This is a genomic window from Oleidesulfovibrio sp. (genome assembly GCF_047973035.1).
GTDB lineage: Bacteria > Desulfobacterota > Desulfovibrionia > Desulfovibrionales > Desulfovibrionaceae > Oleidesulfovibrio.
In genome coordinates, this window is the sequence record NZ_JBKEBF010000033.1 from 15,160 (window position 1) to 39,813 (window position 24,654).

General features: G+C 55.3%; 18 protein-coding genes and 1 tRNA gene. All 19 read right to left on the reverse strand.

Features of this window, described 5'->3' with window-relative positions; translation table 11 throughout:
• Nucleotides 1–170: 170 nt before the first annotated feature.
• Complete coding sequence (locus ACK5LI_RS10505) at nucleotides 171–1,370, reverse strand: diguanylate cyclase (protein WP_416949020.1); 1,200 nt, start codon at nucleotides 1,368–1,370, stop codon at nucleotides 171–173.
• Between the two features lie 371 nt (nucleotides 1,371–1,741).
• Nucleotides 1,742–2,533, reverse strand: a complete 792-nt coding sequence (locus ACK5LI_RS10510; protein WP_416949134.1) for a THxN family PEP-CTERM protein — start codon at nucleotides 2,531–2,533, stop codon at nucleotides 1,742–1,744.
• 704 nt (nucleotides 2,534–3,237) lie between these two features.
• Nucleotides 3,238–3,313 (reverse strand) — tRNA-Phe (locus ACK5LI_RS10515).
• Between the two features lie 90 nt (nucleotides 3,314–3,403).
• Nucleotides 3,404–3,979 (reverse strand): hypothetical protein, encoded by a 576-nt coding sequence (locus tag ACK5LI_RS10520; protein WP_416949022.1) that lies wholly within the window; start codon nucleotides 3,977–3,979, stop codon nucleotides 3,404–3,406.
• A 3-nt stretch (nucleotides 3,980–3,982) separates the two neighbouring features.
• The gene (locus ACK5LI_RS10525) at nucleotides 3,983–4,498 is read right to left on the reverse strand and encodes a lyase family protein (protein WP_416949024.1); all 516 of its coding nucleotides are present in this window, start codon (nucleotides 4,496–4,498) and stop codon (nucleotides 3,983–3,985) included.
• Nucleotides 4,499–4,902: 404 nt separating this feature from the next.
• Nucleotides 4,903–5,610: a histidine phosphatase family protein gene (locus ACK5LI_RS10530; RefSeq protein WP_416949026.1), complete on the reverse strand. Its 708-nt coding sequence runs from the start codon at nucleotides 5,608–5,610 to the stop codon at nucleotides 4,903–4,905.
• A complete protein-coding gene (locus ACK5LI_RS10535; RefSeq protein ID WP_416949028.1) occupies nucleotides 5,607–7,391 on the reverse strand; it encodes an NTP transferase domain-containing protein in 1,785 nt (594 codons plus the stop codon). The genes ACK5LI_RS10530 and ACK5LI_RS10535 overlap by 4 nt, the downstream gene beginning before the upstream one ends.
• Before the next feature lie 29 nt (nucleotides 7,392–7,420).
• The gene (locus ACK5LI_RS10540) at nucleotides 7,421–8,506 is read right to left on the reverse strand and encodes an XdhC family aldehyde oxidoreductase maturation factor (protein ID WP_416949030.1); all 1,086 of its coding nucleotides are present in this window, start codon (nucleotides 8,504–8,506) and stop codon (nucleotides 7,421–7,423) included.
• The gene (locus ACK5LI_RS10545) at nucleotides 8,490–9,920 is read right to left on the reverse strand and encodes a DVU_1553 family AMP-dependent CoA ligase (RefSeq protein ID WP_416949032.1); all 1,431 of its coding nucleotides are present in this window, start codon (nucleotides 9,918–9,920) and stop codon (nucleotides 8,490–8,492) included. Before ACK5LI_RS10545 ends, ACK5LI_RS10540 begins: the two co-directional genes overlap by 17 nt.
• 318 nt (nucleotides 9,921–10,238) lie before the next feature.
• Nucleotides 10,239–11,741: a radical SAM (seleno)protein TrsS gene (trsS, locus tag ACK5LI_RS10550; RefSeq protein WP_416949034.1), complete on the reverse strand. Its 1,503-nt coding sequence runs from the start codon at nucleotides 11,739–11,741 to the stop codon at nucleotides 10,239–10,241.
• 6 nt (nucleotides 11,742–11,747) lie between these two features.
• Complete coding sequence (locus tag ACK5LI_RS10555; protein WP_416949036.1) at nucleotides 11,748–12,200, reverse strand: DVU_1555 family C-GCAxxG-C-C protein; 453 nt, start codon at nucleotides 12,198–12,200, stop codon at nucleotides 11,748–11,750.
• Nucleotides 12,201–12,230: 30 nt separating this feature from the next.
• On the reverse strand, nucleotides 12,231–13,595 hold the full coding sequence (locus ACK5LI_RS10560) for a class I SAM-dependent methyltransferase (RefSeq protein WP_416949038.1): 1,365 nt from the start codon (nucleotides 13,593–13,595) through the stop codon (nucleotides 12,231–12,233).
• Nucleotides 13,592–13,807, reverse strand: coding sequence for a DVU_1557 family redox protein (locus ACK5LI_RS10565; protein ID WP_416949040.1), 216 nt, complete (start codon nucleotides 13,805–13,807; stop codon nucleotides 13,592–13,594). Before ACK5LI_RS10565 ends, ACK5LI_RS10560 begins: the two co-directional genes overlap by 4 nt.
• The gene (locus ACK5LI_RS10570) at nucleotides 13,804–16,359 is read right to left on the reverse strand and encodes a pyridine nucleotide-disulfide oxidoreductase/dicluster-binding protein (protein WP_416949042.1); all 2,556 of its coding nucleotides are present in this window, start codon (nucleotides 16,357–16,359) and stop codon (nucleotides 13,804–13,806) included. The genes ACK5LI_RS10565 and ACK5LI_RS10570 overlap by 4 nt, the downstream gene beginning before the upstream one ends.
• Nucleotides 16,360–16,486: 127 nt before the next feature.
• Nucleotides 16,487–19,210: a molybdopterin-dependent aldehyde oxidoreductase gene (locus ACK5LI_RS10575; protein WP_416949044.1), complete on the reverse strand. Its 2,724-nt coding sequence runs from the start codon at nucleotides 19,208–19,210 to the stop codon at nucleotides 16,487–16,489.
• A gap of 112 nt (nucleotides 19,211–19,322) precedes the next feature.
• The gene (locus ACK5LI_RS10580; protein WP_416949046.1) at nucleotides 19,323–20,348 is read right to left on the reverse strand and encodes a molybdopterin-binding protein; all 1,026 of its coding nucleotides are present in this window, start codon (nucleotides 20,346–20,348) and stop codon (nucleotides 19,323–19,325) included.
• Nucleotides 20,349–20,802: 454 nt separating this feature from the next.
• Nucleotides 20,803–22,146, reverse strand: coding sequence for a sigma-54-dependent transcriptional regulator (locus ACK5LI_RS10585; RefSeq protein WP_416949048.1), 1,344 nt, complete (start codon nucleotides 22,144–22,146; stop codon nucleotides 20,803–20,805).
• Nucleotides 22,139–23,371, reverse strand: a complete 1,233-nt coding sequence (locus ACK5LI_RS10590; protein ID WP_416949050.1) for an ATP-binding protein — start codon at nucleotides 23,369–23,371, stop codon at nucleotides 22,139–22,141. The genes ACK5LI_RS10585 and ACK5LI_RS10590 overlap by 8 nt, the downstream gene beginning before the upstream one ends.
• Entirely contained in the window at nucleotides 23,371–24,513 is a 1,143-nt protein-coding gene (locus tag ACK5LI_RS10595; protein WP_416949052.1) for an iron-containing alcohol dehydrogenase, read from the reverse strand. Before ACK5LI_RS10595 ends, ACK5LI_RS10590 begins: the two co-directional genes overlap by 1 nt.
• Nucleotides 24,514–24,654 lie beyond the last annotated feature (141 nt).

Consider the following 24,654-nt stretch of genomic DNA (forward strand, 5'->3'; position numbering starts at 1 on the left):
CGGGTTGTGGCGTTTTTTAAAAGTTTTTCAGCCAATGTTCTTCTGGTGCTGCTTGAAGCCCGCAGCGGTGTATGTGTCAGATGGCATCTGCACAGTGTAGTGTTTTCGGGAGCTGGCGCATGATTTTGTATGATTTTTGCCTCTATTTCCGGCTCGCTGAAGCATGGCCGTCATGCGCAGCGTGGCAGCGTGCATCCGGTGGCGCATTGCGGCGGGTATACTTCCGTCCGGTTGCGTCCGTTTTTCTTTGCAGCATACAGGGCAATGTCTGCACGCTTAAGCATGTCTTCCACAATTTGACCTGCCGGCTGCGCCGTCTTTTCGGATGCTGCGGAGCCTTTCGGGTGGTCGCGGCAGAACAGGTCTGCATAGCGCAGGGTAGTGAGCCCCAATGAAGACGAGACGCTGAACTCATGCCCGGCAACAGGCATGGTTGCGATGGCATTGCGTAACCGTTCGGCTGCCAGCAGCGCGCTTTCGTGATCCGTTTCGGGCAGCAGCACGGCAAATTCCTCACCGCCAAGCCGTGCGCATATATCAACATTGCGCATAGTGGATGAAAGGCACGCGGCGAAAGTTTTAAGAACAATATCACCTACATCGTGGCCCCATGTGTCGTTTACGTGCTTGAAGTGGTCAATATCCAGCATCAGCAGAGACAGTGGCTTGCCGTTACGGTGCATGCGTTCCACTTCTGCGTGAGCTGTTTCCATAAAGCAGCGGCGGTTGCTCAGCCCTGTAAGCGGGTCAGTTCGGGCCATGTGTGACAGCTCTTCAAGCATGTGTTTGTGGTCTGTCACATCCAGAACGACTCCTACATGAGTTGTACCGCATTCTGCCTGAGAATCTGCGTGCAGCACCTGCGTGCTTATTTCCACCCATACAGGAGTACCATCTTTGCGGCGTAATGCTGCCTCGTAGCGTGTTACAGAACCGGAACCGCACAACTCGATAAGGTAGTCGGCATATGCCTGTGCCGAGTTGAACAGACTTGCCAGACTGGCGTTGTGTTGCATGAATTCTGTAACGGAAGACCAACCGAAGATAGCTGCCATAGCCGGATTTACTTCTGCAAAAGCTCCATCGGCGGTGGTGCGGAAGACTCCTTCGGCGGCGCATTGGAAAATTGACCGATACCGTGCTTCTTTGGCTGCGATATCGCGGTTCAGCTCACTTAGCTGAGCCTGCATGCGGTCACCCATGGACATAAGCCTGCCGCACTGACGTAACGTTTTTCGAAAGCCTGCCAGCAGTTCTGTAAAAGCTGCTTCATGCTCTTTTTGCAACGCTCCTGATCTCAGTGCTTCTTCGGCTTCTGCTATGAGTGTTTGTTCCTTTGAAAAAATGGCATGTTGGTTTGTGCCGGACAAAACTCTTTCCCCCCTGAGTATTGCCGTGCAAAGAAGTACAATAAACAAAACGGTGTGTTGTGCCGTGTTGCATTTGTCTTTGCGCGTCTGACTGTTGGCTTTAGTGAATTTGAAAATCAAAATCAATATAAAAAGCTACTTTTTTTGCCGCAAGAAGATTTGCGAAGGGCTGGCTTGCCAAAAGGGGGGAGGTTCTGCGGGGCCGCTGTCTTGATAAGGGCCAGCAATGAAAGCCGGTTGCGGTGCGCAGATGCTGGTTTCGTTTTCTGTGTGTGTGGCTTTTGGGCTGGCTACCAGCACAAGCAGGGGGCGTAAAAGAGGAAGAAGAAAAAACGGGCCCTGTATGGAGGGCCCGTCGGTAGTCGTCTATGCTACATGGCGTTACGTTTGAAGCGTAAAAAGCCTCCGAGTGCAGCAAGCCCCAGCCCCATAAGGGCCAGAGTGCCCGGTTCGGGGGTAGGGGTGGGAACGGAACCGGTGTGCTTAATGATAAAACCGGTATCTACGGACGTAAAGCCGCCATTCTCAGCAGTTTCCCAACCGTAATAGTTTTTGGATGAGTCAAGCTGAAGCTCTGTCATAATTTGTTCAGGCAAGTCGAGACGGCGAAAGCTGCCGCCGAAGTTGAGCGTATAGTATTCTCCCTCATACTCAAACCCTTCGAGCGTAACTTCTGGGTTATCCAGAATGAAAAAGTCAGAACCAGCGGTGATGTCATAAAAGGAAAAGATCAGTTCGGCGGACAGCAGACTCTGAGGGCCGGAAGCAGGAAGAAGACTTTGCAGCTCAAGCGTGGCTTTTACTTTGCCAGACTGTAACGGGTTACTGAACATGGCGTTCAAATCGTTGCTGTGCTGCATTTTCATGGTAGGAGCTATCGGGCCGTCTGTCAGAACCTGACCACTTACAGGCGCAATGAATTCAATGTAACTTCCGCTGCCCAAAAAACCATCCCCCCAAGCCAGTTTGCGGTAGCCGGTTGTGCCGGCGAGATCCACTTCGTTTGAAGCTTCATACAGATTGTAGAGCCCGCCCCCGAAGCTCCATTCAACAAAGCCCGCATCGTACTTGTATTCCCACACATCCACTACGGCGGCATATGCGGGAACTGCAAAGAGTACCATTACAGTAACAGTTACGAATAGTTGTGACAGTTTTTTTATCGTTCACCCTCTGATGATATAAATGTAAGCAATCACTTATCGAGGGGTGTTGATAGCAAAATTTGTGCCCGTTACATGAATTTGACTATTGATGCGGCATTCTCGATTTTTTGGCTTTGTATGTCGTTTTGAATGTGTAAAACAGACCGACAACATGTATCTTTTGCCGAATAATATTATGAATACATGCGGTGAGTATCCCGTCTTTGCTGGCTATCAAGGTGGGGGCATTTTGTGACGGTAACGGAAAACGGACTTTTTTCAGGATTTTTGGTGAATCCGTGATGGGAAGATACCAAACGTAAAGGGTCGGCACTCTTTTGCCGGAAATGTTCGGAGCCAGTATCGCTGGAAGGGCGTTAAGCCCGACCCTTAATGAGGGATAGTAGCAGGACAGGAATGGTTCATTGGCATGTTGCCACTAAGTGTGTGTAACTATGGTGGTCGTGGAGTTTCTATTCATTGCAAGACGGAAGGAAGGGCTTTGGGGTGCTAATTAAGGGACACTCAGATCGTTCATAAAAGCCGAAGAGTGGTATCATGCGGATTGTAACGGAGCGCTCTTATCAGTGTTTTATGAGAGGAGCAGTTAGCAGGTTGCCTGCCGCCATTTTGGTGCGCAGCGCTGCAGAATTGGATAGGCTGCATGGTAAGGTAAAAGAAAAAGCCCCTGCAGATTTTCATCCGCAAGGGCTTGGCACTCGTGGTGCCGAGAGAGAGAATTGAACTCCCGACACGGGGATTTTCAGTCCCCTGCTCTACCAACTGAGCTATCTCGGCGTCGCGGAGACATCTCTAAGCAAACCGGCATTTCATTGCAAGTCTTTTTTTGTGTTTTTTGAAAAAAAGTTGAGTTGCCAGAGTCCTTGTCTACAGAAAAAGGCGCTTTGCGTTGCGCATGGCGTATTCGCAGTCAGCCACAAACCGTAAAGAAGCCCGTTGAGTAGGGGTGGCATCATCGGGTACGGAGCCTTGGCGTAGCCATTCACGCATGGTTTCCACTGGTGCGCTTACGCTGAACCAATACCCCTGAGGGGCAGGCACGGGGCTGTGGGCATAGTGCCCGAAGAGTATTTTGTCATCCACAATGATGATAGGCATGCACGGCATGGCGCGGGTTTCATACAACTCTACCATGCCGTCGTGATGGGCCGCCAGCCGCACCAGAAAATCGCGTGAGCTGTTAAACTCGTGCTCCATCTGGGCCAGCGTGTAGTCAGGGCGCAACACTTCCATGAATTCTTCCATCCATCCGCGCTTAGGGTCAAAAGGCAAAGCAATGGCCTGAAGCTTTTGAAAGCCGGGTTTGAGCAATGCCGTATTCAGGGCTTCAACGTGCCGCGGCGAACGGGCAAAGTTTGAATACATGGCTGCATGCAGGACGATACGCTTGCGTGCTTCTGCAAAAACAAATGGAAGACTGGCCGTGTGGATTCCGACGTACATGAATTACTCTCCGTCGTGCGGGTTGGGATGGCGCAAGGCGTGGGGCAGATCGTCTGTCGTAAAGCCCAGCTTGTACATTTTTTTAGGCGAAAGCAGACTGTGTATTTCTTCTATGGATACCTGTAGCGCCTCGGCTGCAACTTCTGCAAGTGGCTGTTCGCCTGCTTTGCCGCCCATCAACTGGCAGGCGCGATTGGCGATCACTTCATTCACATTCATATTGGCGGATGTTCCGGCACCTCCCTGCAGAGGGTCGACCACGATACTTTGGCGGTGTTGCCCGCTCAGCAGTTCAGCACAGGCGGATTCGATGGCAGAGGCACGGCGGCTGTCCAGATAACCGAGCGCGGCATTGGTTCTGGCGCAGGCCAGCTTTACCTGTACCAGCGCAAGGATAAGAGGCTCCGGTAATGTGTATGGTGTAAGAGGGAAATTTTCACTAGCGCGCAGGGTGTGAATTCCGAAAAGGGAATCATCCGGCAGCTCCCTGCTGCCTAGTGCGTCGTGCTCAATCCGCATGCCTAATCCCCCCTTGAATTGTTGCTTGTCGGCTTTGTTGCATTGCCTGTGCTTGTCCGCACTTTTTCACAGACGATGTGCACCGTAGCATGAGGCAGCAGTCTGTTCAACAGGCTAGAATTATTCATTCATATGCAGGCAGTTAAGCCTGCGCACCGGTAAGGCGGCAGCCTGTCGTGCTGTAACCGGCCGTCAACGGAGATGTTGCAGATGCTTTTGCGAAGGAGAGGATATAAGAAAAACGGCCAGCCGGGGATGATGCAGTCCCTTTGGTGGCTGGCCGTTTGCAATAAGGGGATATATTACATGCCACAAAAAGGCGTTTGATGTGTGGCTGAAATGTTACAATCGTGTGACATCTTCAAATAAAGAGGCTGCTGGCGGTGGAATGATGAGGTAACTCATTAGTGTCTCAGAAGTTCTGCAACTTCATGTGCGCGCAGATTATACCCCAGCATGGACGGGATACCTGTATCCAGTTCCAGTACCACGGCACAGGCATACGGCGGAGAAAACCGGAAAAGGTCATCCAGCGGGGTGCCGGTCATGTAACAAAGCAGAGTGCGCAGCCAGCCCGCATGGGTAACAGCGACAGCAGGAAACGGCCCAAGTGAGACCCGGGCCAGTGCTTGACGCATACGGGCCTGCACATCCATAAAGCTTTCCCCTTGGGGCGGGCGGAAGGCCGCAATATTTTTTCCGCGTTCGGTGTATTGGTCGGGGTACAGTTCTTTAATGGCGTCAAAGTGCATTCCCTCCCAACGCCCCAGATCAATTTCGTCGAGTTCGGGTAATACGGTGGCAGGTTCGTCGTTCATGACGCTGCAAAGAGGGGCCAGAGTCTGCCGAGCCCGTACAGCAGGGCTGGAGTATAGTGCAGCCACGGGTAGCGGGCTTTGTGCTGTATCCGCGTGCATTGCATGGCAGGTTGCTTTGGGGGAACGTATGGCTGCATCAGGCGGGTCTGATTCCAGTTCGTATCCGAATGCCGTTGCTATGCCTTGTGCCTGTAACAACCCTTGTGGCGATAAGGGCACATGGGTGCGGCCAATAGCTCTGCCGGTACCGCCGGAGGTGGCGGCATGGCGGAAAAAGGCTATGCGTCCGTTCATGAAAATTCCTTTTGCAGAAGGGCGAAGCTGTCACATCCCAGCGCGTCATCAAGCATTAAGCGCAGTATTAATGCCCGCTGTTTGCGGCCTGAAATATCGCGGACGGCTTGCGGGTCGTGCGTCCATTCTCTGATTCGTTCGTCAAAGCGTTCTTCCATGCGCACAAGCGAAGTGCCGCGGATGTACTTGTCTGCCAGCATAATCAGTTCGCGTTCGGACAGGCAGCTGACCGTGGCCGGATCAATATCCCGATGCGCTGCCACAATGTGGGCAACGTTATCAAAGCCATAGCTGCGCAGCAACTCTCCGGCGGCCTCTTCGTGCCGTTTGTACCCCTTAAGAATGTCGTGGAGGGTTCCGGCGGCGGCGACAAGGTCTATGTCTGGGGCTGTAGCCTCCACGCCATGGTAGTTAGTAGCGCAGTGGCGGGCCTGCTGTTGACTGCTTTGTGCAGGATGACCTGGCTGCGTGTCGTCCTTTGCTTCATCTCTGATTGCGGCGGAATGATTCACCTGCCTGATCGCCTGCGTCTGCCTAATCGCTTGCGTCTGTCTGGTCGCCTGTGCCTGCCTGTCTGGCTGTTTCTGTGTATCCGGTTGTACCTGACTGTCCGTTTGTACTTGCCTGGACGATAACACCTGCGTGTCTGAATGGTTAGAAGGCAGCGGGGGCAAAAACCCGTCCTGAGGTAGGTCGGAAAGAGGTTCAGACTGTGCTGCTGACGGACGATCGGGCATCTCGTTGCTTTGGTTGTATTGGGGCATAGGGGAGCAGGCTTCAGATGAGCCTGCGGTGTGCGATGTATCGTGAGGGTCGTGGGAGTACGGCTCTGGACATATGTGCCCGTTACCTTGGTTTGTGCTGTTGTTGGCTCCCTGCAAATGTGCAGCCCAGATGGATGCTGCTTCCGCCACGCGCTTGCCGTGCCTGCGGACATTATCCGGTGTACCCGCAATGGAAAAAAGAGCTTCGATTTCCGCCGTGGTAGGCACGTGGCGTGCTGCATAGGCAGCCAGCACGCTTTTGTACGCCTGCGGGGTGTCCATATCTGACAGGCAGCCTTCATCTGCCACAGGCAGCCGTGTAACGGTGCCGTACTCTCCGGCGCGGTCCAGCACGGTGCGCAGACCGCCTGCACCGTCATGGTTCAGTGCTTGTTGCAGTATGTCAGCCCGCAGCAGCGGCGGGTGCCCTGTTACCGTATCCTGCCTGCTGAGCACGGGTAATGTTACGCCATGGCGGTGGACGGCAAAATGCCGCGCCAGCAGTCTGCACGTGGAAGGTCTGACAAGCGGCGTATCCACCGGCAGAATGAAGGCGGCATCCACATGGGGCAGGATGGTACGGATTCCCGCAACGACTGAGGAAAACATGCCTTCCGCGGCGTTACTGTTGTGTACGGTTTCAAGGCCGAGCCTGTGCGCTTCTGCGGTCACTTCGGTTTTATGAAACCCTGTAACCACCACGACAGGGGCGTTTGTTCCTGCTGCAAGAGCGCAGGACACAAGGTCCAGTACCGTGGTTTCGCCAATGGGCAGAGTGGCTTTGCACCGGCCCATGCGCGAAGCTTCACCGGCGGCAAGGATCACAGCACCTATCCGGAGCGGCGACAAGGCATCTGCTATGTCCGCGTCATGCGGACTGATGACAAACTTCTGTCTGGGACTTCTGCCCCTGCATTTGCCCGCGTTGTGCTGCTTATGTCCGGCAGATGTCGTTTTGCCGTGTTGCGGGCCTTTTTTGCGGGGGCCTGTAGTGTCGTCTGTGCTGTCCGTAGTCATGTCAGGTATAGCGTTTCCGGATGCTGGTTTCAGCTGTTCTGCGCACGGTGGCGGATGACTTCGGCCATTATGCTGACGGCGATTTCTTCCGGCGTCTGCCCGCCTATGTCCAGCCCGATGGGGCAATGGCAGCGCGCAATGGCTTCGTCCGTTACTCCTTCGTTGCGCATACGCTCGTACAGTGTATCCCGCTTACGCCTGCTGCCTATCATGCCTATATATGTCGCAGGAGTCTGCAGTGCCTGTTCAAGTACGGTTTTGTCGTGCAGATGCCCGCGTGTCATGATGACGATGTAACATTGCGGGGTGATGGTCAGGTCTGCAAAAGAGTGCTCAAAGTCCGGCAGAACAATGTTTTTTGCTTCGGGAAAACGTTGTTCGTTGGCAAATTCCGGCCTGTCGTCCAGCACGGTAACTGCAAAACCTGTCATTGCGGCAAGATGCGCTGTGGGCTGGGCCACGTGGCCTGCCCCGAAAATTATCATGCGTGGCTGCGGTGAAAATTGCTCGACAAACCGGCAGGAAGAATCGCTGCATTGCAGCTTGGCCGAGGTTATTGCATTGGGGCTGCTGGAAAGCGGAGTAACAAAATATCCTTCTACGGCAAAACAGGTTTCAGTGGCATCCGGCGTAACGGTTGTATCCAGAGGTGTCAGCTGTGTCAGTTCCGTGGAAAGCCCGCAGGCAACACCCTGAGACAGACATTCGTGCACGGCCTCCAGCGCGGCAGCGCCGCTAAGCCCCGCTGTGTGCCCCTGTGCATCGGGACTGATGCGCTGGGCCACCACTGTCAGCCTGCCGCCGCATACCATGGCGGCTTTGGCTGCTTCTTCATTGGTCAGGTCAAAGTTTTTTACAACCGCGATTTCAGCGGCAGCTTCCGGCGTTTCTTTTTCCGGTGCATAGATGCCGTTAAGCAGCTTCTGCCCCAGTACCATGCATTGCGCCTCTACCAGCCCGCCGCCGACGGTACCCATGATGCTGCCATCCTGACGGACAATCATTTTAGCGCCGCTTTCACGGGGAGTTGAGCCGGATTGCAGAGCGATTGTCACAAAAACAATATGTTCGCCTTGCCGGAGCAGGCGGCAGGCGGCACTAAACAGCGTGTTCATGGTCGATATCTCCGTTGAGTGGTGGCGTTGATGCGTGCAGGGAGCTGAATATGCGGCGTTTTGTGAAGTTTGCCTGACTGACAGGCCCTTCAATTTGTAATGTGATGCCCTGTGCTTTTGCCAGCGGCTCCAGCAGGGGCGAGGCCGCAAGCGCTGATGCCGCCTGCTTTTCCAGCATCAGGGAGTCAGCAGGACGTTGCGGGTCGGGCCAGAGCGAAATATGCAGCGGTGCGCCAAGCTGGGGGTTCCACCGTGCGGTGTAGTCATACAGATGCGGGAGCGGCAGCAGTATATTATCAAGGTCTGCCGGATAAAGAAGCTCGCCTGAAGGTAGCTGTTTTGCGCCATGAATTCTGCCTTTGCCGCTGCGGATGCGGCGCAGAGGGCTGCCGCATGAGCAGGCATCGGGCAAAATGGTAGCCAGGTCGCCCGTGCGGTAGCGGATAAGCGGCATGGCTGTACGGCGTAATGTCGTTATGACCAGTTCTCCTTCGTTACCGTCCGGTAGCGGAGTCCCTGTCTGCGGGTCAATAATTTCTGCCAGCAGGTCTGCTTCGCGCAGGTGCATACCTTCATCGCCGCAGCTTAAGGCACCGCCGAGGCCGGTTTCTGTCATGCCCCAGTGTGTAAGCACTCTGCAGCCGAACGCGTGGCGGATAAGCCCTGCCACTGTTTCCGGCACAGTATCCCAGCAGAGTAATACCGTGTGAATGGCGTCCTTGGGCAGCTCTGCAGCAAGCCACGCCATGGCAAGATGGCGCACATGCGCGGGGGAACCCACTATAACGCGGACTCCTTCGGCATAGGCCTGGCGTGCCAGTGCCGCCCCGCCATGCGTCAGTATGCCGCTGACAGGTCGCATTCTGGCGTTTTCCAGCGCTGTTGCCAGCAGCCTGCCCACGCTTGATGGGCGTTCGTCCGGTAGCAAAGCCATAACAGTGTCACCCGCATTGCCTACGCTTTGCATACCCCATGTGAAAAATTCTACCGTGGCATCCAGATCGGTCTGTGAAAAGAACAGACGTTTGGGATTGCCGGATGTGCCGGATGTGCTGAGGGTTACCACCCTTGCCACTTCGTCCTGAGAGGTGCACAGCAGGCTCATGGGGTCATTTCGTAGCGCATGTGGTTCGGTAAAGGGAAGTAAGGGCAGATTTTCGCGCGCCTGCAGCATATCAGGTTCGACTTTGCGCAGGCTGTGCCGGTAGTATGAACTGTGTTTTCTGGCTGTGGCAACAATTCGTCGCAGTTGTTCAAACTGCCACGTAGCAATGTGCTGAGGGGTGAGCAACTGATGCAGGAGCGGATCATGCTGCGCGGGGCTGAATGCTGCCGGACAAGAAAGTCCCATATTACGGGCAGTCAGACCATCCAGTGTGAAAACTCCGGTCGGTATGTTTACAGTGTTGTTCATGGTGTTGTGCCCTGCTGTGCCATTGTTCCGTGACCTTGCCGGAATATGTGTATATCCGGCCAGTGTAGTTATCGTTTTTGTTTCTGTATCAGCCTTTGTGCCGGTAGATTCCGTCGTACCGGCATTGCCTTTCAGGGGTGCCGCTTCGGCTGCGCTGCCCTGTGCAATATTTCTGACAACCGTTATCAGATTGTGGAGCCGGAATCTTGCGTTTTTTTCCGGACGGGTGTTGCGGATACGGACACATGGCCTGCACATGAAGCTGCGACCGTAACCCTTTGGTTGTGCTTGCTTTTGCGGTTTCGATGTTCTGCATGGTTATGGTGTTGCAAGGCGGTCGTGTGAATCTCTATGCAACGCCTTGCCTGATGCGCTGGTGCAGTTCCATGCGCAGAAGGGTACCAGCCTGCCGTCAGGGGCTGCCACATGAATGCAGCATCCGCGTACTCGCTCAAGGTCTATATTCCACACGTCTTGAAAAGCCATGGCCGAAACCGCGAAAGTATGCGTGGCTGCCCGTTGTAAAAAACGGTCCAGATCGTTCAGCGGTTCCGGCTGGCTGGTATCTTCGTTATGAGGCTGTTGCAATGCGGGGGGGGATTTCTCTGGCGCTTGTGTTCCCTGTGCTTGCTGCAATGGTGCTGCGGCCCATTGGCGTTTGACGAAAGCTTTGGCTGCGTCAGCTCCTTTGCTGGCTGGCTGCGGTTTGCAGTCGCAGCCGGAGCGTTGCACGGAAAGCCGCTGAAATGTGCCGTCTTTGCGGATCATGTAGTTGGCGTGGAAGGAGCACATCGAATGTTCGCAACCAGGGGGCAGAAAGTCCTGCGTGGTGACAAGGCGGTTTGTCTGTGTCTCAAGGTTGCGCATGATTTCAGGCAGCGTGATGCGCGCCGTGTGCGGTGGCTCCTGCATGGAGCCCTCTTGCCTTGTTATGGAAATATTCCCTTCAGCCTGCACGGGATAGCGGCCGAAGTGGCTTACGGGCTGAAAGTGCACTCCGCGTACGACAGGAGAATGCTTTGCCCCCAGTTTAAGGATTTCTCCGAGGTTATGATCGTTTACCGCTGGCACAACGGTGGGTACCAGCACAACGCCTATACCGGCTTCTCCCATCAGGCGGATGGCATCCAGCTTTTGCTGCAGCAGCGGCGCACCGCGCAGTGTTTTGTATATATCGTCGCTGGTGCCGTCGAATTGCAGAAATGCGGAATCGAGCCCTGCTTCTGCCAGCTGACGGGCAAGCTGCGGGTGTTGGGCAATGTGCAGCCCGTTAGTGTTGATCTGTACAAACGGAAAGCGTTCTTTCGCCATGCGGATGATGTCCGGCAGGTCTTCGCGCATGGTCGGTTCGCCGCCGGAAATTTGCACGTTGCATGGCCCTGTCTGCGGGCGTACCGCATCCATCAGGGCTTGCAGCTCGTCCAGCGCAGGATCGGGGGGGGGGGCCTCTTCTCCCGCAGAGGCGAAGCAGAACCGGCAGCGCAGGTTGCAGCGAGAGGTAACTTCAAAAAGCACTGTGCAGGTGTGCTGGTTATGTTCGGGGCATAATCCGCAATCAAAGGGACACCCCTTGCGCGTGGTGCCGTGCGGAGCGGGCGGCGTGGGCAGTTTGGGCTTTTTCCAGTTTTGCATGGCAGGCTCGCCCCGCCAGACAGGCGTACGGAATTCCCCATGCTGCGGGCAGCGTTTTACAAGCATAATGGTGTCGCCATCTGCCTCGTGACGTGCGGCAATGCGCTTCAGGCATACAGGGCACAAGCTTTGGCGGGTATCTGCGCAAAGCAGCGTGGTAAAAGCTTCCTGAATGTGAACTTCAGACATGGGGAGTTATTCGTCCTTTCCTGTTGCCGGATCTATGCCGTTTTCATCCAGAATTTCCATCAGCCGTGCATATGCGGTGGCAATCAGTGTTCCGCAGCGACTCATATCGGGCGTACGACATTCTCCGCCGGTAATGTCGCCACAGGAAATACCGCCGTATTGAACTGTGGTTTCTGTAAACCAGTCGCCGAATTCTTCTATAAGCATGGGCAGGCGTTCGTCCGCCTGATCATTGTCGTGGCCTTTTGCCGTGTACAACGCCAGCAGACAGTTGCCGCCTGTCACAATACCGCAAGGCCCGTCGCAGCTGCCTCCGCCGTGGCATAGTCCGGCTGCGGCGCGAACAAGGTCGGGGTTTTCGCGGCCCATGCCTTCCAGCGCCAGCAGAAGGATAATCTGGCTGCAGCAATAGCCCTGTCCGGCAAGGCGCATCATGGTAAGAGAAGTATCATCAAGCATGGTGGTTTTCCTTTAAGTGGCGGCAGAACATTATGCCTGCGCAATGAGCAGAAAATAGCCGGCCTTGGCCCGTTGCGGCGGGGGTGAAGTGTCTTTTTCGCCATGACGGGCACATGACGTGCGGTCTCCGGCAAGAATGCAGGGAGACTCGCCCGCAAAAATGAGTCTGGCGGCAAGTTCACCCAGCTTTGCGCTGTGATCTTCAAAGACCTGTACACGAAAGCCTGCCTGCTCCAGCATGGCGATGACGCCGGCCTTAGTCGCGTTCCAGTTGAGACACGAACCTGCGGGTAAAGGGGATGCCTCGCCTGTTTGCAGGTACAGGTCGGAAAGCGCCAGAAAGCCCCCTTTACGCAGCAGCGAGTGAAATCCGCGTAACGCAGCAGGAACATCAGGCAACAACGATGTCACACATTCACTGATAAGCATATCGAACGATGCAGGCACAAACGGCAGTTGCATGGCATCGGCCCGTACCAGCGGAACCAGCTGTTGTGGTCGGGCTTTTCCGCTTATTTCAGAAGATCTGCATCTATCCTTGCCCGACGCATTATCCGCGGAGGCGGCGCTTGCGTTATCATGTGCGCAGTCTGAGGCAGCCGCATCGGAGCTTGCAAGGCTGGTGCTCTCCGCAGATTCTCGGGTAACTATGTAGCTTGCTCCGGCCGTTCTGCCTGCATCACATGAGGGGAGGGCATCATTGCTGTCGCAAGTTTCTGCCGGTGTGTGTGGTCTTTCCGGCACCAACCCATGCGACGAACAACCTGCCAGTAAGTCCATACCCGTTGCTTTTGCACCATAGCGGCGGCGCAGATGCAGCACTGAAGTCCCGCAACCGCAGCCGACATCCAGTACGCGCCAGCCGGATCGAAGCCCTGCCAGCTCTGCGGCTCTGTCTGTAAGTTCCAGACCTCCGGGGCGCCATGTCTGTGCAGATGCCTGCCGCATGGCAGGGCGTGCCCATAATGGTATGGCGGAGTCTATGCGCTCCTTGTCCTGCTGTATTGCACAGCCGGAGCCGGCGGTGCAGGGCGTGGCTTTGGTGTGTTGCATTGCCTCGGTAGCGAAGTTGCCGGTGGCTTTGTTTGTGCCGGTTGCGGACGTCTTCGTGGGAGCTTCGGCACAGGCGTTTTTTGTTGTCGCCGTGGTTGTGGCAGCCAGCGTATTGGCAATCATGGCTTCTGTTGCGGCGTATGAGGGCTGTCCATTTTCTATTTCAGACAGATCAAATCCCTGCTGGTTCTGTGCTGTGGTTGCATCGGCAATGCCGCAGTCTGCGCAGGCACGCAAAAATGCATCAGGTGTCTGCATCGAATCTGCCGGACGGGTAGTCCGGTTGCTGGCCCTGCAATCAAAGCCTGTTGCAGTGGCATACGGCATGGTTCTGCGGGTCACTTATCCTCCAGCAGACTTTCCACGTCTGCCATTTTACCTAAGGCAAGGTCTTCAGGAATCAGTACAAAACCGCAGCCGGTACATGTGGGCAGCTCCACGTTGAACAGGCTTTCCATGTATTCCAGCTCTACGGGGGCCGGTTGCAGCGGCTCATTGCAACGGGCGCAGACCCAGCATGAATAATCTTTATCCAGTACTTTCATTGTGCTCATAACGGCACTCTCCCGTTGGCTGTGCGGATGCGCATGCGGTGGCTCCAGACGTTGTGCACGGTAAATTTGCCGTCATCATCCTGCGTGAATTCAACCCAGTAACTGACAACGACCGGTCGCAGCATTGCCAGCCTGTGTTGCTGCGGATGGCTGGTGTCTGTAATCCATGCGCTATGCTCAACAGCGTGCAACAGCACTTTGCGTACATCAGTATCCAGAATGCGCCGTTCTTCCATGTGACGGGCGGCTTCCGGGGTATAGTGTACGGTCAGTGCCACTTCCGGCGGCGGGGCCGATTCTGTCTGTGCCCGAAGGGTTGTCATCAGGTGCTCGCGAAGCCGTGCCCTGTTTTCATGACGTGCAGAAAGAGTAGGGGCAATTCGCGCTGCTGCGGCAAAAGCTCCGTCACAGCAGGGTGCAAGAGCCGGAGTATCGGCAGAGGCAAAAGGAAGCTTGGCAGTGCCCTGTAGCGGCGCAGCGGCAATGGACGTTGTACCTGATGATGCAGGCAGCAGGATGTCCAGCAGGTGGGCTATACGCTTTCCGCCGGAAGCCAGCCTGTCGCGGCACATGGCACAGTAGGTGACGGCATCTGCCGCAAGGGGATTGGATATTGTACCGGCTTCAGCGTTACTGCCCGTTCCGGATTCTGACGGGATTGCGCTGTCTGCCCCTTTTGCACCGAGCCGCTCCGCCCGACCCTGCGTTATCTTTTTGCCCAGTTGCGGATTGGCGTTTGCCGCCAGTCCGCCGAAGCCGCAGCATTCTGTTGTTTCGCCTGTCAGCTCCGGTTCAAGCACCGTAAGGCCGCACCGGTGCAGCAGGCTGCGTACCGCTTTGCGAAGCGGCTGGTTCTCGCGGGTACCGCACGGATCGTGCAGAACCACCGTCGATTCACCATTGTTGTCTGCCGGTTTCAGGCAATCAGGATTGTTCTGGCTGATGGCGGCGGCCTGTTCCCATATGGTGGTTATCGTGGCTTGCGGCAGGTGTTGTTTCAGCATTTCCACGCAGGAAGGACAGGCTGCGACGATGAAAGGCGCTCCCAGCGCTTCCCAGTCTTTTTGCAGTGCCTGTACTGTTTCTGCTGTAAGCTGGAGACGACCGGACCATTGTGCCGGAGCTCCGCAGCAGCGCAGCAGCAGGCCCACACTGCTGTTTTCGGGGGCGTCCTTTGCTGCGGGCAGGTTGCTTCGCAGCCAGTTCCATGCGCGGGGGATGCTGTCAGGGTCCGATGCCGAAAGCTGGCAGCCGGGGAAAAATACCCATGAGCTATGGTCGGAATCCGGTGCATGGCTTGCAAAGGTACAATGGCTGCTGTTTGCAAATTCCATATCGCGCAGGGCAAAGTCATGCGCCGAAGGTGGCATTTTGCCGCGTCGTACCATGCTTTTGCGCGCATCATCACACAATGCGCCCATGTCAAAATCGTTGGGGCACAAGGTGGCGCACAGCCCGCACTGCATGCACGAGTTAATCATGGTATTGGCTTGCCGCGTCCCCATGACAATGGATTCGTTATTATAAATGCGGCGTGCATACTGTTTGGGGTAGCTGCCGTATTCCTGAAGATATGCACAGTGCTTGACGCATTCCATACATTCGCAGCGCAGGCAGCGGGCGGCTTCGTTTCCGGCTTCTTCCGCGGTGTATCCTGTGGCAGGAATTGCAACAGGTGGCTGAGGCGTTACTGTGGCAAGGCTGGTAAACAGCTTTGTTTCATAAACGCCTTCGCGTTCACGTCCGGCGGCAAGCGATGCGCCTTCGTGCAGGCGTGCAATTGATGATGCGGCGCGGCGTCCTGCTGCGGCGGTAAAAATGGCGGATGCGCCGTCTGCCTCTGGTGTGGCGGGAGGCAGAGGTGCTGCTGCAAATACACCATGTATGGCGGTGCCCAGCGTAATTTCATCCGGTTCCGGCTGGCTTTGCATCAGCGCAGGGTAGGCTTGGGGGGCAACAAACACGGCCCCGTGGGTATCAATACAGCGCTGAAGCAGTTCCGCGTCAAGCCGGGGCACATCTGATATCTGCACGCCCAGCTTGTTCAGTGTTTCCAGCTCGGCGGCAAGATGTTCTGCCAGACCTCCGGCATTGCCGATGGGCAAAAAAAGGCCCTCAAGAGCCTGAGTAAGAGGCTGCGCCGAATAGATGGTCACGCTGACGCCTTTTTTGGACATGTCCCATGCAGCGGTAAGGGCCGCAAGGTCGCATCCTATGACGGCAGCCTGCTTGCCCCGCGGGGGCACGGGCATGATGCGCAGCATTTTGGCGGCATATGTTGCACAGGCATGTTCCAGAGCACCAACCTCAATGGCTCCGCCTGCCTCTGACCGGATGCAGGCCCCGCGGCACGGGGCATCGCATATACGGGCAAGTACGCGTGGCAGCGGCAGGGTGCGGCATAGGGTTGCCCATGCCTGTTCCACTTTGCCTTCGGCCATGCGGGTGCAGAATTCTTTGACATCCAGATGCAACGGGCAGGCAGCGCGGCAGCGCGGCGGCTCCTCCTGAGTGCATCGTGCTTCCCAGCGGCGCAGTTCGGCCTGATCCATACTCTATGGCCCCCTGAAAAGTCGTACGCATGCACCATGCGGCGCACGCGTTGTAAAACAGGGCGGCACCCTGCATACCCCTGTGGGGAGAACCGCAAGGGTGCCGCCTTTATGACTGTTTAGTACGCTATGCTTTGCCCTTAAGGCCTGCAAGCACCTTTTCCGGCAGCGCCGGCAGACGGGTGATGCGCACACCGCAGGCATTGTAGATGCCGTTGATGACGGCTGCGTGCGGGCAGGTAAGCGGCAGTTCGCCTACGCCTGCTGCGCCGAAGGGACCTTCGGGACGCGGAGATTCGTGGTAGATGATATCCATCTCGTCAGGAATCTGCTTGATGTAGGGGAAACCTGCACCAACCATGGTGGAGTGCTTCTTGATGTCCTCGAAGTCTTCGGTAAGTGCCAGACCGATGGCCTGAGCAACGCCGCCGTACATCTGGCCGTCAACGGCCAGTTTGTTCACAACCTTACCTACGTCGGCAACCATGGTCATTTTTTCTACCGTGGTCTTACCGGTGGCGATTTCTACTGCCACTTCGGCAAGGAAGAGACCGTACATGTATACGGCAAAGGGATTGCCCTGACCGTTGGTGTCGCAGTCGGTGCAGGGTGCAGACCACTTGCCGTTGTATTTGGTGGAGATTTTTTCATCCACCATTTCCTGATAGGTGCGGAAGGAACCATCGCCTTTGCGCATACCTCCCAGCAGCAGTTCACACGCAGCCTTGATGGCGCGACCTACAACAACCTGAGAACGGCTGCCGCCGGCGGGGCCGCCGTTGGGGCAGAACTCGGTATCGTTAAGCACAACCTTGACGGCTTCAGGCTTGAATCCGGCAGGGCGCAGCGCTTCATGAGCGGTGGTCTGTGCGCCGATGTCGGCACCCTGACCATGGTCGTGCCATGTGGTGTACACGGTCACGGTGTTGTCCGCGTTCAGCTCTACGTTCACTTCCGCAGTGTCGGGGCCGTCAAGGCCGCAGCCGTATACGCCCAGAGACATACCTACGCCGCGTTTGACTTCGGCGGTGCTGTTTTTGGCCGCTTTTTCCTTGGCTGCTTTGTAGATGGGCCGCAGGGTGTCCAGCATGTCAGGCAGGCTGTACACTTCGGGGGCCTGACCGGTGGGGGTGGTGGAGCCGGGACGGTAGGCGTTTTTGTAACGCAGTTCCAGCGGGTCCATGCCCAGCTTTTCGGCCAGCATATCCATAAGCACTTCAGAGGCGAACTCACTCTGGGGCGAGCCGTAACCGCGGAATGCAGAACCCCATGCGTGGTTGGTGCAGACGGTACGGCCCTGACCGCGGATGTTGTTGATTTCATAGCCGGCACCGATGAACTGGGCACCGCGCAGGGTCAGAAGGTCGCCGAACTCGGAGTAGGGACCGTGGTCAACGGACCAGTCGGTTTCCATACCCAGCAGCTTGCCTTCCTTGTCAGCGGCAAAGCGGACGTTCATGAAGAACGGCGAACGCTTACCCGTGTAAGTCTGTTGCTGGTACCATGTGTAGTTCAGGTATACGGGCTGGCCCGTGGCGATGCAGGCCGCACCGACCAGAGCTTCCATAGTGGGGCTGAACTTGTAGCCGAAGGTACCGCCGGTGGGGTTCTGCACCATGATCATGTTGTCGGGCTCGATGCCGAGACCGGGGGCGATCATGAACATATGCAGGTGCAGGCCGATGGACTTGGAATGGATGCACAGCTTGCCGTCTTCGTTGAAGTACGCAAAGCCTACGTCCGGTTCGATGGGCATATGCGGTTGACGACCTACGTAGAAGTCGCCCTCTGCCACAACATCGGCTTTGTCAAAGATAGGAGCGGTTTCGTCACCCTTAACGATGTTCTGTTCAAAGTACACGTTGGGGGTGCCGGGGTGAATTTCCATGGCGTCATCAGCCATGGCTTCGGGGGCGCTCATGTATGCTGGCAGCACTTCCAGATCCACTTTTACCTTTTCGGCAGCAGCCTTGGCGTGTTCTTCGGTGTCTGCGCAGACAATGGCGATGGCGTCGCCGTACTGGTATACTTTTTCGTCACACAGGATGGGGCGGTCCCAGCCGTCACCTTTGTTGGTGGGGAAGGTGATAAGACCGGTGATGCGGTTTTTACCCTTGATGTCCTTATGGGTGACAACCTTGACCACGCCGGGCATTTTTTCGGCCTCGGAGGTGTCGATGCCGAGAATGCGAGCGTGAGAAGCTTCTGCCTGCACCAGTGCAAGGCGCAGGGTGCCTTCGGGCATCTTGATGCCGAGGTCCGCACCGTAATCAAGCGTGCCGGTAACTTTGGCAACGCCGGTGGGGCGGGGGTACTTGGAGCCGAAGATACGGCCGTCTTCAGGGATTTTGAACAGCAGCTCGTTTACCTTCATGTCACCGCGCAGGACAGCGGCAGCGTCCATAACGGCGTCTACCAGCGGCTTGTAGCCGGTGCAGCGGCAGGCGTTGCGGTGTTTCTGGAACCAGTCACGTACTTCTTCGCGGGAGGGCGAAGTGTTCTGGTCAAGCAGAGCCTTGGCGGAAACAATGAAGCCGGGCGAGCAGAAGCCGCACTGTGCGCCGCCGTGCGCGAGCCATGCAACCTGCAGCGGGTGCAGGTTGTCGGGGGTGCCGACGCCTTCCAGCGTGGTGACTGCGGCACCGTCTGCAAGACGGCTCATCTTGTAGCTGCACGAACGGATAACTTTTCCGTCCACGATAACGCTGCAGCTGCCGCATTGACCGGTTCCACAACCGATCTTAACGCTGGTAAGCCCCAGACTTTCGCGCAGATAGGTAGCAAGTGTTGCGTCCGGCTTGACAATTGCCATGCGGGGCGCTCCGTTAACCATGAGCGAACGTTTGATCATCGCGATCCTCCTTGCGGATTAATGTGACCTGATGCCGTGCATAAGCGGCAGCCAGAGCACTGTGTCTGTGTATCCATACGTCCTGTGAGAACGTTAGTGGTGCAGGTTGCAATCAATCAGTCTTGCCGAATGGGCACACCGGAAAACGGCACGGTTCGCATTGCGCACAAAAGCCGCCGTGGGCAAAGGCGGCAATATCGTCGCGGGTGACTTTCTGTTTTGCCAGCAGGCGCGGCACGACGATGTCAAAAATACTCGCGCGGTAGTACATTACGCAGCCCGGCAGGCCGAGAACCGGCACATCGCCAATGTATGCCAGCATGAACATCACACCGGGGAATGTGGGTGAACCGTATGTCACCACCTCCGCACCGGTGGACCTGATGCTGGCCGGAGTCTGATCGTCGGGGTCCACACTCATGCCGCCCGTGACCACCACCATGTCTGCACCTTCATCCACAAATTGCAGGATGGATGCGCGGGTAGCGGCGGGATCATCGCCCACAAAAGTCTGCCCCATGACGGACGAGCCGAGAGCGGCAAATTTTTTGCGCATGACAGGGCCGAATTTATCTTTGATGCGGCCATGCAGAATCTCGTTGCCGGTGGTCACCGCGCCTACTTTGAAGTGTTGCAGAGGGGCCACCTGAACAACAGGTCCATGCTGGGCACAGATAGCTTCAACTTCTTCTATGCGTTCACGTTCAATGACCAGCGGTACAATGCGCGTGCCTGCAACAGGGCGGGAGCTGGGAATGTGCTGGTTGGAATGCATGGTTGCCAGCACCACTTCTGGCACGCTGTTAATGGCAGCCAGCGCCTGTGTGTTGATCTGCAGCAGACCGGGTTCGGCAATGAAGTTGATCCGGCCTTCACTACAGTCGGACAGGGTGATGCCGGAGCCTGCTGCCGCGGTGGCAATGCGCAGGGCTGCTTCGTCTTCATGAATGTGTGTGTCGCCCAGCGAGAGCACGTACAGGTGTTCTTTACCTATGTTTAACAGGTCGGGGATGTCCTCTTCGGTGATTACATGGCCCTTTTTAAAGGCGCGGCCTTTGTATTCGCCCGGAACAATTCGGGTAAGATCGTGGCAGAGCACGGTGCCTACAGCTTCCTGAACGGGGATGGCTTTCATCATGGTTATGAGACTCCGGTGGAGCAGCGGCCCTTTATTAGTTTCATATGCACAAAGAAGCATATTAAGTTCGCTTAAAAAAGACACAGTCGTGTCTCACCCTGCACCACAGCATCGTTTACTGTGTTGCAAGGAGCCTGTCATATGCAGGCGAAAAGCTTATGTACGGCGTTCTTCCTTGGCAGCATTGTATTGTTATGCATTAGGCAAAGAACGGGCCAGTTTTATATATTTAGCAATATAGTGTAGTTATACGTTGTATCGTGCATCCTGATGGTCTTTGCAGGTAAGCTCTTTGTGCCAAAAAGCACAAAGTTTATCCTGTGCGCATCATTCTTATATGTAATATCAAGATGTTATGCAATGTGTCTTTATGGCCCTTCATACAAGCGTTTTTGGGTCATTTTGGCCCAGTCTGATTATATGTTTATCAATATCGGATAAGTGTGTGCCGAAACTACATGTTATAACGCTCAAGCTTGCGATACAGGGTCTTGCGCCCGATGCCCAGCGCTTTCGATGCCTGCTGCCGGTTGCCGTTGAAAAAGGCCAGTGCTCTGGTAATGTGTTCCCGCTCCATTTGTTCCAGCGAAAAAATGCTGCTGTCTAGACCGCTGGTTTCAGCCCGCTCCACAAGATCACGAGGCAGTGACCGTTCAGAGATGATACCGTTTTCTGAAAGTATGATGCTGCGCTCAAGCACGTTGCGAAGCTCGCGAACGTTGCCCGGCCAGTCATAATGTTGCAGACACTGCATGGCCCTGTCGCTGACCGTCAGATTGCTGTTACCCATGGCATTGCCCAGCTTGCCCAGAAAGTGTTCCACCAGCAGAGGGATGTCTTCTTTTCGTTCACGCAGCGGGGCGACTGTAATGTGAAAAACATTGATGCGGTGGTACAGCGCATCATTAAAACGGCCTGCCTCTACCTCTTCCGTCAGGTTGCGGCTGGTGGCAAAGATGAAACGGGTGTCCAGCTGGCGTTCATTTTTTTCACCCACGCGACGATAGCGCTTGGCTTCCAGCACACGCAGAAGCGCCCCCTGAACCTCCAGCGGAAGCTCGCCTATTTCGTCAAGAAACAGCGTGCCTGTGTCGGCAAATGCCAGCAGACCTTCGCGGTTGTCGGTGGCACCTGTAAATGACCCCTTGGTGTGCCCGAACAGTTCGCTGCGCATTAATTCTTTTTGCAGAGTAGCGCAGTTTTTTACCAGAAAGGGTTTACTACTGCGGGTGCTGAGGGACTGAATCGAATGCGCGACCACATCTTTGCCCACGCCACTTTCACCAGTGATGAGCACCGGGACATCTGTAGGCGCAACCTTGCCCGTAAGGTAACGTATCTGTTTAATTTCTGCAGAATTTCCTACCAGCTTTGACGGGGATGCCGTGCTGTGAGAGAGGCGGAAGCTGCGGTTTTCTCGCTGCAGGCATACCCGCTGGTAGGCCCGTTCTACAACCAGCTCAACCCTGTCCAGATGGAAAGGTTTGGTGACGTAATCGTATGCACCAAGCCGCATGGCCTCAACCGCGTTGTCAATGTTGCCGTGGCCGGTAATCAGGATAAATTCGACATCGGGGTACCTGCCTTTTAGCTCCACCATCAGGTCCAGCCCGTCCGCGTCGGGCAGGCGGATGTCAGATACCACTACGTCATATCGCTGCCTGCTCAGCTTGTCGCGCCCTTCACGGGCATTTTGCGCAGTGTGAACGATGCGGTCCTGTGTTGTCAGTTCGCGTTCGAGCAGTCGTAGAATAGATTCTTCATCATCAATCACAAGGATGCTGTATATATCAGACACGTCGTTCTCCGTGATTACCGGGTAGCGTTACGGTGAAGCGCGACCCTTTGCCCTCGGTGCTTTTAACGGTAATTTCTCCTCCGTGCTGCCGCACGATGGAATAACAGGTTGAAAGTCCGATACCGATGCCTTTGCCTACGCTTTTGGTAGTAAAAAAAGGCTCGAACAATTTGTCGAGAATCTCTTTGGCGATGCCGCAACCTGTGTCACTGACAATAACCTGCGCGCCTTCGTCACCGTACCGGATTGTCTGGACAGTAAGCTCTCCGGCAAAATAGCAACGGTCTTTGTTGCTGGTTTCGCTCATGGAATCCAGAGCGTTGGTCAGCAAATTAAGAATTACCTGTTTGAGCTGGGCTTCATCGCCGAAAATATGGGGAATAGTGTCATCAAGGTTCATGTTTACCTTGATGTTATGGTGCTTTTTGAAGTGGTTATGAAGAAGCCAGACAGTTTCTGATACCACCGCATTCAGGCTGAGGGGCGAAAAGTCAGACGATGACGGGCGGCTGAAGGTAAGCAGGGTCTGGACAATGTCCTGACAGCGCAGACATTCTTTAAGTATGGTGTCTGTATATTCCTGAAAGTCTGTGAACAGCTGTTCGTCCACCAACCCCTGCAGCCTGGGCAGGCGCCTGCGGATGCCTTCCGCAAAGCCGGTCACGGCGGTCAGGGGGTTGTTGATCTCATGCGCTACGCCGGCTGCCAGAACACCCATGGTGGCCATTTTTTCTGCCTGATAGAATTTAGCCTGATATTCTTTTTCCAGCGTGACATCGCGTTTGAAAATGAGCACACGGTGCTCCGGCAGATACGGGCTTTTCAGTGGTGACGCGACCATCTCAAACTGCATGTTCCGTCCGTTTATACGGAAGATCGCTGTTTCGCGGCAGACAGTGTCGGTGCTGAGAGACCGGAAAGCCGGACATTCTTTGCAGGCTGTGTCGGTGTGGCGGAAATATTTGTAACAGTACTGGCCGCGCGGGTCGCTGTCGGGGAAAAGCTGCATGAAGACGTGATTTACAGAGATAATGCGCAAATCTTCAGAAAGCACCATCATTACGTCGGTGATGCCGTCCAGAATGGCCGCGGTTTCACGCCGTTGTTCTTCCAGCTCCTGATTGCTTTCTTTCAGTTCCTCAATGCTTTGCTGCAGTTCCTGAAAAAAGTTCAGTTTACTATGTTCAATGCCGACAAGGTCTTCAATGGTGGTTTTCGATTTCATCACCACGCCTCTTTGCATATCCCCATCAGGTCTACCCATGTGGCCTCACGCGGGTTGGTAAGGGCACATTCGTCCGGAACAGCCATCTTGCAGATTTCTTCAAGCTGGCTGTCATCGGGCAGGATTTCGCGCAGCTTGGTTGTAACGCCCAGTGATTCAAACAATGACTCAAGGCGTTCTATTCCGGCAAGAGCCTGCGATGCTCCGGAAGTTGTGCACGAGCCCAGCACCGTTGATGCTATTCGTTCCATTTTTGCGGGGCAGACTTTCATGTTGTAACGCATGACATGCGGCAGCAGAACAGGGTGCACAAGCCCGTGCAGCACATCAAAACGGCCCCCCAGCGAATGCGCAAGCGCATGACCGATACCGAGCCCCGCGTTGCTGAAGGACATGCCGGCGGCAGTGCTGGCGATACTCAGTTTTTCCAGAGCCATGGGGTCGCGCGTGCGCGCGGCGGGTTCCAGATTTTCCATTATCAGTGATGTGGCAAAAAGTGCCTGTGTTTCGGTAAACGGCGATGCCAGCTTGGAAACATATGATTCCACAGCATGGGCAAGCGCATCCACAGCAGAGGCAATGATGAGTTCCGAGGTTTTGGTAAGCAGCAGAGAAGGGTCGATAATGGAGACGTTGGGAACAAGCGAACGGCTGATGATGGACATTTTCAGCTGCCGCTCAACGTCAGTGATAATACAGAACTGCGAGATGTCCGAGCCGCTACCTGCTGTTGTAGGAATAAAAATCATGGGCGGCAGCGGGCGCATGATGCGGTTGGCACCTTCGTAGTCCCTTATCCGGCCGCCGTTGCTGGCAATAGTGGCAATACCTTTGGCAGCATCTATCGGGCTGCCGCCGCCTAGACCTATAATCAGGTCGGCATGCTCTTCATTATAGAGCTGTGCGCCCTTGTGTACCTGCCAGTCACGAGGGTTTGAATCCACTTCATTGAAGTAGATACATTCAAGTTTATCCTCTGAAAGGATGTTAATGACGCGCTGCACCCAGCCGGCGTCTTCAAGACCGGGATCACTTACCAGAAAGATTCTTCGTGCACCCAGCCTGAGCGCACACTGTCCCAGATAGCGCAAGCTTGAGTTGCCGAAGATAACTTCCGGAATAGCGAACTTCGTTACCGACATGCCGCCTCCTCGGATCATGAAAAGGTATATTCCGCCCTGTTCATACCCACTAACTCCCCTTTTGAGCAAGCCTGAAAAATAAAAGAATCGCCTATGTTTTTACAGACATGTTAACGGAATAGAAGGCAATATAGATGACAT